The following is a 17,119-nucleotide window of genomic DNA, read 5'->3' as shown; positions in this document are numbered from 1 at the left end:
GCCGGAACACATGGAATTATTAGTGACTATCATTATTCTGGCTCTGATATTCGATTATATCAACGGCTTTCACGATGCAGCAAACTCAATAGCTACAATCGTATCTACCAGGGTGCTTACCCCCTTTCAAGCTGTACTATGGGCTGCTTTCTTCAATTTCGTTGCTTTTTTCATTGCCAAATACATTATAGGCGGATTCGGTATTGCCAACACAGTATCCAAAACGGTGGTAGAACAATATATCACTTTACCTATTATATTGGCAGGAGTAATAGCAGCCATCACCTGGAACCTGGTAACATGGTGGAAAGGTATCCCGTCTTCATCCTCACATACACTTATCGGAGGATTTGCAGGAGCTGCCATTATGGCAAACGGGTTTGAAGCAATTCAACTTAATATCATTCTTAAAATTGCAGCTTTCATCTTTCTGGCTCCTTTTATCGGAATGGTGATTGCTTTCGGTTTCACTCTGTTTGTTCTTTACATCTGCCGGCGCGCACATCCTCATACAGCTGAAGTCTGGTTTAAGAGGTTGCAGCTCGTTTCTTCTGCTCTCTTCAGCGTCGGACATGGTTTGAATGATTCACAAAAAGTAATGGGTATCATTGCCGCTGCCATGATAGCCGCCCATTCTATGGGATTGGGTATGGGTATCAACAGCATCAATGACCTTCCCGACTGGGTTGCTTTTTCGTGCTTCACCGCCATCTCACTCGGCACCATGTCCGGAGGTTGGAAAATAGTAAAGACAATGGGAACCAAAATCACCAAAGTAACCCCATTGGAAGGAGTAATTGCCGAAACAGCCGGTGCTTTCACTCTCTACATTACGGAAATGCTGAAAATCCCCGTTAGTACTACACATACTATCACAGGTGCAATCATCGGAGTAGGTGCAACCAAACGCCTCTCTGCCGTTCGCTGGGGAATAACAAAAAGCCTCATGACTGCCTGGATTCTTACAATTCCGGTCAGTGGACTCCTGGCAGCAGCTATCTATTATATTGTTTCCTTCTTTTTATAGAGGAAAACAATATAATGAATAATTGACTGCCGACACTCTCGAAAAAGAAAAGAGCTGAACATCCATGTCCCTTGGCTCTTTTCTGTCTAACTATCAGGAAGAAAAAAATGAATAAATCCATCACTAAATGTCACATTTACCAACTTTGATTGCCGACCTTGCGCTGATATTAATATCGGCCAGTGTAATAACCTTGCTGTTCAAATGGATGAAACAACCTTTAGTCTTAGGTTACATCATTGCCGGATTACTAGCGGGGCCTTATATAAATATTTTCCCCACCGTGGGAGATATCGAAAATATCAATATATGGGCGGAAATAGGTGTTATTTTCCTGCTCTTCGCACTTGGACTGGAGTTTAGTTTTAAAAAGCTCATGAATGTAGGTTCCACAGCTTTTATCACGGCCACCACCGAAGTCGTCAGTATGTTGCTCATAGGTTTTCTGGTAGGACAATTATTAGGATGGGGCACGATGAATTCCATCTTTCTTGGGGGAATGTTGTCTATGTCGTCTACCACAATTATCATCAAGGCCTTTGATGATTTGGGGTTACGCAACCAGCGTTTCACGGGCATCGTATTCGGTACTCTGGTAGTGGAGGATTTGATTGCCATTTTAATGATGGTACTTCTTTCTACAATGGCAGTAAGTCAGGACTTTGTGGGTGAAGATTTATTGATTAGTGTTCTCAAAGTCGTTTTCTTTTTAATCCTGTGGTTTCTCATCGGTATTTTCGTTATTCCGGCTTTTCTTAAAAAAGCAAAGAAGCTGATGAATAATGAGACGCTTTTGATTGTTTCGATCGGTCTTTGTCTGGGAATGGTGGTATTGGCCACCTATACAGGCTTTTCAACGGCGTTAGGTGCATTTATCATGGGATCTATCCTTGCCGAAACCATCGAAGCCGAGCACATCGAACATATCATACAACCGGTAAAAGACCTCTTCGGAGCTATTTTTTTCGTATCGGTCGGTATGCTAGTAAATCCGGCGGTATTGGTAGAATATGCCTGGCCTGTTATCATCATTACTCTGGTTACCATTATCGGTAAAGCCATTTTCTCTTCATTTGGCGTACTCTTATCCGGAGAACCGCTGAACACTTCTATCAAATCCGGATTCAGCCTGGCACAAATCGGAGAGTTTGCTTTCATCATTGCCGGACTGGGTGTTTCGCTCAAAGTGCTCGATCCGTTTATTTCACCTATTATTGTGGCTGTATCTGTTATCACCACTTTCACGACTCCTTATTTTATCCGTTTAGCCAACCCTTTTGCCGAATGGCTTTACAAAATATTGCCTACTAAAGTACAGGAAACATTAGATCGTTATGCTTCCGGCAAGAAAACCATGAATCACGATAGTGACTGGAAGAAATTACTAAAAAACATGATTGGCAGGGTTATTATTTATAGCGTATTGCTCACTGCTATCTGGCTGCTGTCTATACAAATCATTTATCCCGCCATCAGTGAAATGTTTGCTCCTGTTACCCTATGGATTAAGCTGGTGATGTGTCTGGGCACTCTTTTGCTTATGACTCCTTTTTTGTGGGCACTCATCTCCAACAAATACAACTCTTCCGAATTATTCCTGAAGCTATGGAGAGATGAGAATTACAATCACGGACGACTGGTTTCTCTCGTTCTAGGCCGTGTATCTGTTGCTCTTTTCTTCATCACTAGCGTAGTTATCAGCTATTTCAAGCTGAACTGGGGAATAAGTGTGATCATTGCCATAGCTGTTGTGGCATTGATTCTTATTCTTAGGGAAGACCTCACGCAATATTCACGATTGGAAACGAGATTCCTAGCCAATCTTAACCGAAGGGAAGAGGCTGCTAAAAAACGACACCCGCTAAAAACAAGTTTCAATAGCGAGTTCAATGACAAGGACCTTGATTTGACATCTGTCGTGGTATCGCCTTATTCCGGTTACATCGGCAAGTCTTTAGGAGAACTTTCATTCAGGCAAAATTTTGGAGTGAATGTAGTTGCAATCACGCGTGGTGATTTAAATATATACATTCCGAAAAGTTCTGAACCTATTTATCCGCAGGATAAACTGACTGTAGTCGGTACGGATATGCAATTGCAGGAGTTCAGAAATAGAATAGAAGATGTAAAAAATACAAAAGATACGGACGCAGTAGATAAAAAGATGACTCTCCACTCTTTCACTGTAGATGATGAATTCCGTTTCTTAAATAAAACCATTGCGCAGTCTCATTTGGGAGAAAAGTACGACGGTATCGTTGTGACTATTGAACGGAATAATGAATTGATCCCTCTGGATAAAGATACGGCTTTCCAATTAGGAGATCTCGTTTGGATTGTGGGTAACCGCGAGAAGATTAGAGAAATACTGTATCTGACGTAATTGGAATTGGCTACTTACAAAACGGAAAAGTATAAAAACGAGAAAGCATGCTTAATAAAATAGCTTCGATGTTTCTAACACCACATACTGTAATAAAGTCCGGGGTCAAATAAATCACATTACATATAAAACAAAAGAGAGCTGTAAACATTTAATCTACAGCTCTCTTATTTTGATTTATTGTATATTCAGCGATCTTTACTTGACTTCCTCAAAATCAACAGTATCTCTGTATGAGCAACTTGCGTACACGTGTTGCAATTATATCGCAAATCCGAAAATAAGCATCCATAAGCAACCACAGCTCTTGACTGCAAAAGTACGATTTTTATTCATAAATAAAGAGATGTAAACGCATAAAAATCAAAAGAAAGCGATGTTTTTAACAGATTCTTCGGTTTTATCCTTACCTTTGTATATGATATTGGGATGTTATACCCAAACAACAATAAGAAAACGATGCAGATACATAACAAATTCAAGTTGTAAAACTATTTATTATATTGAGATATGTCAATATGGAGCAAACTCATAGGAATCAAGAAAACCGAGGATAGAAACAATATCATCGGCAATAAAACCACCTCTGTACCATGTAGTGCCCACAATTATGCCATAGTAGATGTTGAAATAGGCTTGAAAGACCATAGAATCCATGATATAGGAGCCCTCAAGCATGATAACACGACATTTCATAAAACCTCAAAAGAAGAACTATTCATTTTCTTAAACGATGTAGACTACATCTGCGGACACAATATCGTTCACCATGATGCTAAATACCTGTTTACGGACAAAATATGCCGCTGGATTTTAGTTGATACACTTTATGTTTCGCCTTTACTGTTCCCTGAACACCCTTACCACAGGCTTGTGAAAGATGACAAACTGATGAGCGAACAAATGAACAATCCGGTGAACGATTGCAAGAAAGCAAAAGACTTATTGTTGGATGAAATAGCATGCTGGCATTCATTACCGAAAGAAAAGCGTATACTATTTGCATCGCTGCTGAAGGACAAGAAGGAATTTGAAGGATTTCTCAGTATGGTAAGTGCGGAGTATATCCATAAAGGAATACCTGAACTTATTAAAGAACTTTATGCCGGAAAGATTTGCCAACATGCCGATCTTGACATGCTCATCAACCAATATCCATGTGGATTGGCATACGCATTGGCTCTGATTGACACCACCGATTACCGCTCCATCACTCCCGGATGGGTACTTTATAATTATCCGGAAGTGGAATTTATCATAAAACTTCTGCGACACACTACTTGCAAAGAAGGCTGCGACTACTGCCATACGCAATTGGATGTGCTCCATAACCTAAAAACATTTTTCGGATATGAGCGCTTCCGGACATACGAAGGCGAGCCACTGCAAGAACGTGCTGCCCAAGCTGCGGTAAAAGGGAAATCGCTGCTGGCAATATTTCCTACCGGCGGTGGTAAATCACTTACCTTCCAACTGCCTGCACTCATGGCGGGACACTCCGTGCACGGGCTTACGGTTGTCATCTCCCCCTTGCAGTCTTTGATGAAAGACCAGGTAGACAACCTTGCCGACAGAGGCATCACGGATGCCGTAACCATAAATGGGATGTTAGACCCCATCACAAGATCTCTGTCAATACAAAGAGTACAAGACGGAGAAGCCTCGTTGTTGTATATCTCTCCCGAAATGCTCCGTTCAAAAACAATCGAGAAAATATTGATGGCGCGCCACGTTGTAAGGTTTGTGATAGACGAAGCGCACTGCTTTTCTTCATGGGGGCAGGATTTCAGAGTTGACTACCTCTACATTGGCAAATTCATCCAGAAATACCAGCAAAAGAAAAAATGCAAAACCCCGATACCTGTATCCTGTTTCACGGCCACGGCAAAACAGAAAGTAATCCAAGACATCTGTGACTATTTCAAGCAGACTTTGGATTTGAACTTGGAATTATTCGCATCAACAGCCTCAAGAACAAATCTACACTATTCCGTCATACATGTAGAGAATGACAATGACAAATATTTAAAATTGAGAGAACTTGTAGCAGAAGCCGATTGTCCGGCAATTGTTTACGTGTCACGCACCAAACGGACAAAGGAACTGGCTGCAAAACTGACTCGTGACGGTTACAAGGCACTCCCTTTCAATGGGAAAATGGAAGCCGATGAAAAAATTGCCAACCAAGATGCTTTTATGAACGATCAGGCACACATCATCGTGGCCACGTCTGCATTTGGTATGGGAGTCGATAAGAAAGATGTCGGTCTTGTAGTGCATTATGATATTTCCGATTCGCTGGAGAATTATGTACAGGAAGCTGGCAGGGCAGGTCGTGATCCTGGTCTTAGCGCACGTTGTTATGTGCTTTACAGTGACAATGATTTGGACAAGCATTTTATATTGCTAAACCAAACGAAACTTAGCATTAGTGAAATACAACAGGTATGGAAAGCCGTCAAAGACCTTACCAAACACCGTATGAAAGTCAACTGTTCTGCGTTGGAAATTGCCCGGCAAGCAGGATGGGATGATTCGGTATCTGACATTGAGACCCGTGTACGGACAGCATTAGCAGCTTTGGAACAAAGCGGATACTTGGTAAGAGGAAACAATGTACCTCATGTATATGCCACGGGAATAACGGTAAAGAATATGGACGAAGCAAGAGAACGCATAGCAGCATCACTACTTTTTGGCAGCGATGAAATAGAAAAGGCAGTCCGTATCATCAAGTCATTGATTTCTCAAAAACATATCGCCAAGGCTCAGGATTCGGAAGCAGAATCACGAATCGATTATCTGGCAGACATTTTGGGACTAAGCAAAAGAGATGTTATATCTGTAGTGGAGCGCATGCGACAGGAAGGTATATTGGCAGACAGTAAAGATATATCTGCCTATTTGCAGGATGCAGGTGATTCGGAACGAAAGTCACAAATCCTCCTCGAACGCTTTGCAAAACTTGAACAATACATCCTTAATCATATTCCCGACGGAACTTTACGAATATCATGCAAGCAACTGAATGAAAATGCCGTGAACGACGGAATCAGCACATCCAAAGAAAAAGATATCCGGACGCTGCTCTATTTCCTCACCATCAAGGGGTACACCCGTAAGAAAGAAGATGCGGTCCGCAATATGGAAATAAGTCGCCAGGCAGACTTCGAGTCTACTATGAGACGCTTTGAGAAGCGATTGGAGATAAGCCGTTTTGCCGTGGAATGGCTATATCAATCAGCTTCTTATGCAGAAAAGGAAAACATGCCCGGTAAAGCCATCCAGTTCTCCGTGGTAGAACTTCTGAACCGAATAAAGTCAAGCACTCAATCCCTTTTCAGCAGACTTGATGACATTCAATTAGAAGACGTGGAAGAAGCACTTCTGTATTTGTCGAAAATCGGTTCACTAAAACTTGAAGGCGGATTTTTGGTACTTTATAATGCCATGAATATCCAAAGAATAAAGGACAACAAGTCGAGATACAAGCAAGACGACTATCGGATGCTCAACGAATTCTACAAGTTGAAAATCCAGCAAGTGCATATTGTAGGCGAATATGCCAATCTGATGGTAAAAGATTATCATGCGGCCTTGCAATATGTTCAGGACTATTTCCAAATGGACTACAGAAAGTTTGTCATAAAATATTTCAAAGGAGACAGAGCAAACGAGATACAACGTAACTTGACACCACATAAGTACAAACAATTATTCGGACAGTTATCCAAACGGCAATTGGATATTATCTCAGATAAAGTTTCACGTTGCATTGTGGTTGCAGCCGGCCCAGGTAGTGGAAAGACACGTGTATTGGTCCACAAACTGGCCTCACTTCTGCTACTTGAAGATGTGAAACACGAACAGCTCCTGATGCTGACCTTTTCAAGGGCAGCCGCTACGGAATTCAAACAAAGGCTCATGGAGTTGATAGGCAACGCCGCCCACTTTGTCGAAATAAAAACCTTCCACTCTTATTGCTTCGACCTCCTGGGACGGATAGGAAATCTTGAGGATTCAAAGAATGTCGTTTCAAAGGCAGCCGAGATGATATGCCAAGGAGAAGTAGAACCAAACAAAATCGGTAAGACAGTATTGGTTATAGATGAGGCTCAGGATATGGGAGCTGAAGAGCATGCGCTTGTAAAGGCTTTAATAGCTAATTATGAGGAGATGCGTGTGATAGCAGTGGGAGACGATGACCAGAACATCTATGAATTCCGCGGTTCCGATTCCGGTTATATGTACCGACTGGCACAAGAAAGCGGAAGCACGTTTGTCGAAATGACCGAAAATTACCGCAGTGCGCGCCAGCCGGTGGATTTTGCCAACGGATTCTTGAAAAATATACATAAAAGGATAAAAAGTACACCAATTATCTCCATGAGAAAAGAAAAGGGTTGGGTTGAAGTGATACGCTATCAATCGGAATATATGTATCAGCCGCTCGTCGAAAACTTGCTTCAACATAGGGATAAAGGAACTTCTTGTGTACTGACCCAAACAAATGAAGAGGCCGTTATCCTGATGGCTCTTTTGCGGAAACATGGCATAAACAGTAAACTGATACAATCAATGGACGGCCTACGTTTTTGGAATATGGCCGAAATGAGATATTTCCTGAGGTATATAAACAAGCGGATAAAAACACCGTTAATCACGGAAGAGCTGTGGGAAGAAGCCAAGCATAACACCTTCTCTACTTATGACAGGAGTCTAAGCTTGATGTATGTGAAGCGGTGTGTGGAACTGTTTGAACAAACCAACAAAACAAAATATTTCAGTGACTTCAAGGAGTTTGTATTTGAGTCGTCAGTGGAAGACTTTTGCGACACATCAAGAGCCGACGTTGTGGTATCAACTATTCACAAGGCCAAAGGCAGAGAGTTTGACGATGTGTATATGCTCATATCCGACAATTATGTAAAGGATGCCCATCTGATGCGTCGATATTACGTAGGAATAACCCGTGCGAAAAACAGGCTGTTCATACATACAAACAGTGATTGTTTCAATCATTTGAGTGCAGACCGCTATCTTATGGATCAGCGACAATATGACATGCCTGAAGAAATTGTACTGCAACTCTCTCACAAAGATGTCAATTTGGGATTCTTCAAAGAACGGAAACAAGAGGTTTTAGCACTAAGAGGAGGAGATTCTTTAATTTACAATGATTTCTTCTTGTATAGTTCATCGACCGATAAACCTATAGCAAAATTATCATCAAGAATGCAGGGCACGTTATCTGAATGGGAACAAAGAGGTTATAAGGTGCAATCTGCATCTGTACGGTTTGTTGTGGCATGGAAGCCCAAAGATGCACCGAAAGATGAAACGGAAACGGCTGTTCTCTTAGCAGACTTGAGACTTTCTTTGTAAGTTAAAACACTTGAATTTATCATATTATCACTACCTTTGTGATAAGAATTAAATATTATACGAATAATGCAGATACATAACAATACATTGATAACAGAATGCTCAGCTTACGATTTCAAGGAAATGCTGGAGCGTAAGAAAGTGAAGTCGTGGCTTAAATCCGTGTCGGCTTTTGCCAATACGGACGGTGGCAGTTTGTTTTATGGAGTGAATGATGACGGCGTAATTGTAGGGTTGGAGAATCCACAAGCCGATGCTGATTTTATCAGTGAAATGATAAAGGCACGACTTGACCCTGTGCCGGAAGTTCAACTTATTCCGATAGAACACGAAGGGCATACCCTGCTTGAAGTGAAAGTAAAGACAGGAACGCTTACACCTTATTATTACTATCAGGATGGAACACGTACCGCATATATACGAATTGGCAATGAAAGTGTGGAGTGTAATTCGCAACAACTTCTTTCATTGGTATTGAAAGGTACGCACATGACATGGGATTCTCTTCCTACCCAAGTGGATGCCAGCAAACATTCTTTCATCATCCTTGCCAATACCTTCCGTGAGCAAACCCATCAAGAATGGAACGACAAGTATCTGGAATCATTCGGACTAGTAACTCCTGACGACAAACTGACCAATGCAGGATTGCTGTTTGTGGATAATTGCACGGTATTTCAATCGCGTATTTTCTGCACCCGTTGGACTGGACTATATAAGGATGATGCCATCAGTTCCGTGGAACATCGGGCTAACCTTGTGCTGCTCTTAAAATATGGTATGGATTTCATCAAAAACTATACCATGAGTGGCTGGGTGAAGATGCCAAACTATCGCCTTAACCTCCCCGACTATTCCGACCGCGCCATCTTCGAAGGATTGGTAAACCACCTTATCCATCGAGATTACACCATGATGGGCGGTGAAGTACATATTGACATTTACGATGACCGAGTAGAACTAGTATCACCTGGTGCCATGCTTGACGGCACACAGATTCAAGACCGTGACATATACAAAGTGCCGTCCATGCGCCGCAACCCTGTCATTGCAGATATGTTCACACAATTGGACTATATGGAGAAACGTGGTTCCGGCTTACGCAAAATGCGAGAGCTTACAGAGAAGCTACCCAATTTCCTACAAGGCAAAGAACCACAATATCAAACGGAAGCGACTTCTTTCTACACCACATTCTATAATCTGAACTGGGGTGACAATGGAAGAATACCTGTTGAGGAAGTGGCTAACAGGGTAAACAGTACCCTCGAAAAGTACCCTGAAAACGAAGAAAGTTCGGTGGAAAAGTTCGGTGGAAACAGCAAAAGTTCGGTGAAAACCTTTGGTAATACGCAAGAAAGTTCGGAGAAAGGTTCGGAGATAATCCCAAAAGGTTCGGAGAAAAAGTTCGGAGATTCGAAAAACAAATCTAAAAGCATTGGGAAAACCACACAAAAGATTATTGATTTCGTCATTTCCGACCCATCAATGTCTGCAGAAGCAATGGCCTATAAAATAGGAATAAGCTCCCGAGCCGTAGAAAAACATATTTCAAAGCTTCGTTCTATGGGAATTTTGTCTCGTGAAGGAGCAGATCATGGTGGCTATTGGCGCATTATTGTTAACCCTCAAACTGAGCAATAAAACTATGGAGACATCTTTCATACCATTCAGTGTAATAATTGCCGTTTTGATTATCGCCTTTTTGTTTGCCTCTTTGCCACAGGTAAACCATAAAACGCGATACAAAGTACTTTATGCAATAGCCATCATCATGTTATTAGCTGTTATCCCTATTAGTGAATATATGGCTGGTGGCATACAAAACTCAAGTAACAATTATCTGCTTGTCCTAATATTCGATATTGCAGTAGGATATTTCTGTATGTATATTGCCGCTTTACTGAAGTTCAATGTTCTTAAACGAAAGAACCAAGCATTAGAAAACGCCTTGACAGAAAAGCAACAAGAAAATGTAGCAATCCTATTGGAGCATCAAAACGAAAAACAACAAGCACTTCAGCAAAGAGAGCTTGAATGGTTAGCTGGGAAAATAAAGATGTTTACCGAAAAAGAACAGGAAGCTATTCTTGCCAGTGCTCTATCATTTGCTGAACATGACTTGATAGTTGCTCCCTCAATAAGCATACAGCCCAAAGAAACATGTAGTCAGCAAGAACTAATGTACTTTGTCTGCTCTGCTTTTTACAATATGGATAAAAGTCGTAGTGAAGTTGTGGGTTTCTTATATAAAGTTTTTCCTCTCTATTTTCCAGCAGGAGAAAGTGCATTGGCTAAAAAGATGCCGGGATTGGAAAAGGTAAAAGAAAGAAGGGAAAAAGAAAACACTCAGAAATAAATATCTAAATTATCAAAAACATGGATAATGTTAAAAAATATACTCATTCTAACTTTTTCACGAATAGAGACAACAATACCCTCATAAAAGAATTTGAGGGCATACTACACCATAATCCTCATATTTGTAATCTTGATGCAGTTGTCGGTTTTCTCAGAGCATCAGGATATTTTTCTTTACGTCCTTTCCTAGACAACATAAATAAGGTTAGGGTCTTAATAGGAATAAATGTAGATAAATACATTGCACAAGCAACAAGGCAAGGAAAGATATTTTTTGGAGCAGAAGAAGAAGTAAAAGAAGAGTGTCTACGTGAAATTCGCCGAGATATAGAGCATTCGCATTATAGCAAAGAGGTCGAAAATGGAATGTTCCAAATGGTGAAAGACCTTATTGATGGTAAATTGGAACTAAGAGCGCATCCTTCCAAAAAAAATACATGCCAAAATATACGTACTTTATCCAAACGATTTTAATCAATACACCCAAGGAATGGCTATAACTGGTTCCAGTAATCTTACTGGAAACGGACTAGGCATCACGGAGGAACGTCAGTATGAGTTTAATGTAAAAATGGATAGATATGATGATGTAAAATTTGCCAAAGAAGAATTTGAATTATTATGGAAAGAAGCCGAAGGATGCGAAATTACGGCTGATGATGTAAAAACATCAATAGATCATACATACCTCAAAGGTGATGCTTCACCTTATGACCTTTATATTAAAATGCTCATGGAGTATTTTTCGGATAGAGTCATGGCAACAGACGATAACAATCCATTTGATATGCCGGAAGGGTATAAGAAATATGATTACCAAATGGATGCTGTGGAAGAAGGTTATCAAAAGCTACTGCGTTACGATGGCTTTTTTCTTGCTGATGTTGTAGGTCTTGGCAAGACTGTAATTGCTACAATGATAGCTAAGAAATTCTTAATCGAGAATGGGCGTGACAAAACAAAAATTCTCGTCGTCTATCCACCTGCCGTAGAACACAACTGGAAAGCAACATTTAAAGATTTTGGCATTGACAAGTTTGTTAATTTTATTTCCAATGGCAGTTTGTCTAAGATTCTCGATGAAGACAATTATAACTACTGGAATGCTGATGAATTTGACCTTATTTTGGTTGATGAAGCACATAAATTCCGCTCGCATACAACCTCTGCCTTTGAGCAATTGCAGGAAATATGCAAAATGCCCCGTATAGAAAATGGAAATATTCCCGGCTTTAAGAAAAAGGTAATGCTTATTTCAGCAACACCTATGAATAATACACCTGCAGATATATACACAGAAATCCAATTATTCCAAGATCCACGCCGATGTACGATTGATGGTGTATCAAATTTAACGGCATTCTTTTCACCTCTTATTAAAGAATTTAAACAGCTAAAAAGAGAGCCAAATTTCGACATAAGTCGATTCAAGAAATTAGCAGAACGAGTTCGAGACCGCGTTATCAAGCCATTGACGGTTCGGCGTACACGTACTGACATCGAGAACGTGCCTCGATATAATAAGGATGTGAATGGCTTTCCAAAAGTAGAGCGTCCTATAGAAAGTCGATATGAGCTTAATGAGCATCTCGCTGATTTGTTTGAACATGCTATGCTTACTCTTGAAAAGAACTTGACGTACGCTCGTTATCAAGCTATAGCCTACTTGAAGCCTGAAGCGGCACAAGGACTGTATGATAACGCGGAATTAATAAGCCGCAGCTTAGCTGGAATCCGTAAAAACGGATTGGTGAAGCGGCTAGAAAGCAGTTTTTATGCTTTCCAAGTTTCATTAGACAATTTCCGTCAAGCAAACCAAAATATGATAGATATGTTTGACCGCAACAAAGTATTCATTGCTCCGGATCTTGATATCAATATGCTATTAGAATCAGGGTTGAGTGATGAAGAAATTGAGGAGAAACTAAATGCCAAAGCGGAAGATAATCCCAAAAATGCAGTATTCACTGCTGATGATTTTAAGCCTGAATTTATAGAAATGCTTAGAGGAGATCAGAATACACTTGAAATGTTATGTTCAGAATGGGCAGATATAAAAGACGAAGATGATTCCAAGTTCACAAAGTTCAATGAGCTGCTTAAGCATAAGTTGTTCAAATCGGAACGCAATCCTGAACAGAAACTAGTTGTATTTTCAGAATCAGTTGACACAGTAGAGTATTTGGCACGCCGTATTAATCGTAAAGACGTATTGGTAATCTCCGCTGATAATCGTAGTAAGCAGTTCAAAACTATCCGTGAGAATTTTGATGCTAACTATAAGACAAAACTCAATGACTACAATATCATCCTCACCACAGATGTGCTTGCTGAAGGTGTAAACTTGCATCGAGCAAATGTGATTGTAAATTATGACACTCCTTGGAATAGCACCCGACTGATGCAACGTATTGGTCGCGTCAATCGTATCGGTTCTTCATCCAAACATATATACAATTACGTTTTCTATCCATCCCGTGAAGGAAACCGTGAAATCAATCTAAATCAAATCGCATTAAGTAAGATTCAAACCTTTCATTCCACCTTCGGTGAAGACAACCAAATTTACTCACAAGAAGAAATTCTTGACCGCGACTTAAGTAAACTCTTTGATGAAGGCATGAAGAAACAAAAGGAAGAATGTAATCAAGAATTGCCATATTACGAGGAACTCCGTGCACTCTATCAAAACAACCGTAGAGAATATAATCGCATAGCAAAACTCTCATTGCGTAGCCGTACTGGTCGTGAAATGAAAAAAGTAGATGGAGTAACACTTGCAAATGACACTCTTGTATTCCTGAAAACGAATTTCCGTAAGGTATTCTTTTTGGTCTCAGAAACAGCAGAAGAACTTTCTGTGCTTGATGCTCTAAAATATTTCAAAGCTCCCAAAGAAGAACAATCCGCAGAGCGTATAGAGCAACACCATAAGCATATTAATATGGCTTTACGAAAATTTCGCATGATGCAGGATGAAGAAGCACGTTCTCAAGAAACTACCCATGAGGAACAAGGTTCTGTTGGAGTGCAAGTTAGTACCGCTGTAAATTTGTTAAATAATTTCATTCGTGAAATAGACGATAATGAACTATACATAAAAGTAGTTCAGCTCAAAACATTAGCGGAAAGAGGTGTCATCACCTACATAGCTAAACGCTTACAACGCATACAGAAAAACTTGCGTCGCGTAGGAGGTAAAGCCAGAATGACACATGATGAAGCACTTGCAGAAATCATTGATATGGCAAAAAAGTATGCACCATATTATACGGCACAAGAATCTCTGCTTAATGAGCAAGAGACTAATGCAGAAATTATTTTATCAGAATCATTCAATAAACTCTAAAAATAGCAATATGAACTACAAAGAAGTCATCGAATCTAAATATAATCGTGAGGCTTGGCAAAAATTGCTTTATGATATATTCCGAAACAAAATTAGTTTTTGGAACACTCCTTCTGCGGTCCACGTAAGTAGCCGCTTAGCTAAAGAAGCATTGAATCTTGGCAAAATATCTCTTGTAGATGGAGAATCTATAGCCATATACGAAGTGGAATTGAGTGACAAAGTTGACATTGAGCGTAACCGTCGTGGCATTCGTGATATGCTCACTACAGATTGGCGTAATATGGGGTATGCTGGAGCATTTATGTTCTGTTATCGTAAGGATGAAAGCATTCTTAGATTCTCATACGTAAGTGAAACTTGGGGGTTTAACAAACAAGGCGAATATGAAAAGATGTCAACTAATACAAAACGCTATACATATTTGCTTGGCGAAGGTCGTGGATGCCGTACTGCCATAGAACAGTTTGGCACATTGAAAAATAGCAAACAGACACTCAGTGACATAACGAATGCATTTTCTGTCGAGACACTCACAAAGCAGTTCTACAAGGATTTATTCGAATGGTATCAATGGGCTATAGAACCATCATCTAATGTTTCTTTTCCCAATAATACGGGAACTGAAGATGATGACCGTGAGGATTTAGAAACAAAAGTAATTCGACTTATTACCCGTATTATGTTCGTATGGTTCATCAAGCAGAAGGACTTGGTACCACAACGGATATTCGATATTGATTATTTGCAGACTATCCTAAAAGAGTTTGACCCATATAGTCAGACTGTTGGAAACTATTACAATGCAATTCTCCAGAACTTGTTCTTTGCAACACTTAACCGTGCTATTGAAGATGAACAAGGAAACAAACGCAAGTTCGCTACCAATATAAAGAAAGATATCAAAACCCTCTATCGCTATGCCGAAATGTTTAACATCAGCGAGAATGATGTCGTTACCTTATTCTCAGAAGTCCCCTTCCTTAATGGTGGACTCTTTGAATGCCTTGATAAGACCAAGACGATTGACGGTGTTGAACAGGCCTACAATTATGATGGCTTCAGTCGCAACGACAAACGTTTTGCTGATGGGCGCTATCGCAATCGTGCCATTATCCCTAACAATCTGTTCTTCGATTCAGAGAAAGGACTGATTTCAATCCTCAGCCGCTACAACTTTACAATAGAGGAAAATTCACCCGAAGAACAGCAGGTAGCCCTTGACCCAGAATTGTTGGGTAAAGTATTTGAGAATCTATTAGGCGCATACAACCCCGAAACAAAGGAAACAGCGCGAAATCAAAGTGGTTCGTTCTATACGCCCCGTGAAATAGTCAATTACATGGTAGACGAAAGTCTCATTGCCTATTTAGGAGATACTCAATTTGTACGTTCCTTATTCAATCCAGATTTCACCCTTGACAGAGAAAAACCAGAAGAATATCAGCGTGTCGCTAAAAGATTAAAGGCTATCAAAATACTTGACCCGGCTTGTGGTTCTGGAGCATTCCCGATGGGATTGCTTAATCGCATGATAGATGTGCTCTGTCGTATTTCTCCAAATGAGAAAGTGTATGACTTGAAATTGGCAATCATAGAAAATTGCATCTATGGCAGCGACATTCAGAGTATCGCAGCCCAAATAACAAAACTACGCTTTTTTATCTCACTGATTTGCGATTGTGAAAAAGATGCTTCTAAACCAAACTTTGGCATACCGACATTACCAAACCTCGAAACAAAGTTTGTCGCTGCCAATTCTTTGATTGCTAAAAAGAAGCAAGCTTCACACTGTTTATTTGAGAATCCGGATATTGAGCCAACAAAACAGAAATTGATAGAAGTCCGTCATGAACATTTTTCTGCAAAAACTGCTAACCGCAAAAGTACCTTACGAGAAAAGGACAAGGTATTACGTGAAAAATTAGCTAGATTACTGGCGGATGACAAAGACTTTGCCCCTGAAGATGCTATACAATTGGCAGCATGGAATCCTTATGACCAAAATACAGTAGCAGAGTTCTTCGATCCTGCTTGGATGTTTGGAGTCAGCGATGGCTTCGATATAGTAATAGGTAACCCTCCATACATCCAGTTACAAAATAATGGTGGTGAATTGGCTAAACTCTATGAACCATGTGACTATAAAACATTCGCAAAAACGGGAGACATATATTGCCTTTTCTACGAACGTGGATGGCAATTACTGAAACCCAAAGGTCATCTTTGTTATATCACGTCCAACAAATGGATGCGTGCCGGATACGGAGAAAAAACACGTGGATTCTTTGCTAAGAATACAAATCCCCAATTGCTTATAGACTTCGCAGGCGTGAAAATATTTGAGAGTGCTACAGTTGATACAAACATCTTACTCTTTTCTAAAGAAGATAACGAGCATAAAACTTTATGCGCTGTCACCAATAAACAAAATAAAGATGGCGTTAAGAATTTGAGCGTTTTCGTGCAGCAACAAGGCGTGGAGTGCGACTTTACAGGCTCTACCCCGTGGGTGATATTGTCTCCCATTGAACAGAGTATCAAACAGAAGATTGAAGCGGTTGGAACTCCACTTAAAGATTGGGATATAAATATCTATCGAGGTGTGCTTACT

General features: G+C 40.3%; 6 protein-coding genes and 1 pseudogene. All 7 read left to right on the top strand.

Annotated elements, in window-relative coordinates; genetic code table 11:
* Nucleotides 1-10 precede the first annotated feature (10 nt).
* Nucleotides 11-1,027, top strand: coding sequence for an inorganic phosphate transporter (locus BXY_RS17970; RefSeq protein WP_015532585.1), 1,017 nt, complete (start codon nt 11-13; stop codon nt 1,025-1,027).
* Between the two features lie 127 nt (nt 1,028-1,154).
* Nucleotides 1,155-3,410: a cation:proton antiporter gene (locus BXY_RS17965; protein WP_015532584.1), complete on the top strand. Its 2,256-nt coding sequence runs from the start codon at nt 1,155-1,157 to the stop codon at nt 3,408-3,410.
* Between the two features lie 510 nt (nt 3,411-3,920).
* The gene (locus BXY_RS17960; protein WP_005809776.1) at nt 3,921-8,795 is read left to right on the top strand and encodes a RecQ family ATP-dependent DNA helicase; all 4,875 of its coding nucleotides are present in this window, start codon (nt 3,921-3,923) and stop codon (nt 8,793-8,795) included.
* 66 nt (nt 8,796-8,861) lie between these two features.
* Nucleotides 8,862-10,439, top strand: a complete 1,578-nt coding sequence (locus tag BXY_RS17955) for an ATP-binding protein (protein ID WP_005809778.1) — start codon at nt 8,862-8,864, stop codon at nt 10,437-10,439.
* A gap of 4 nt (nt 10,440-10,443) precedes the next feature.
* Nucleotides 10,444-11,154: a hypothetical protein gene (locus tag BXY_RS17950; RefSeq protein ID WP_005809780.1), complete on the top strand. Its 711-nt coding sequence runs from the start codon at nt 10,444-10,446 to the stop codon at nt 11,152-11,154.
* 20 nt (nt 11,155-11,174) lie between these two features.
* Nucleotides 11,175-14,505 (top strand): annotated as a pseudogene (locus BXY_RS17945) (helicase-related protein).
* Nucleotides 14,506-14,515: 10 nt separating this feature from the next.
* Nucleotides 14,516-17,119: Eco57I restriction-modification methylase domain-containing protein (locus tag BXY_RS17940; protein WP_208946845.1), on the top strand; the 2,604-nt coding region annotated here is incomplete at its 3' end.

This window comes from Bacteroides xylanisolvens XB1A (assembly GCF_000210075.1).
GTDB classification, from domain to species: Bacteria; Bacteroidota; Bacteroidia; order Bacteroidales; family Bacteroidaceae; genus Bacteroides; species Bacteroides xylanisolvens.
Note: the sequence above shows the minus strand (reverse complement) of the source record. Positions and strands in the feature narration are given on the sequence as shown.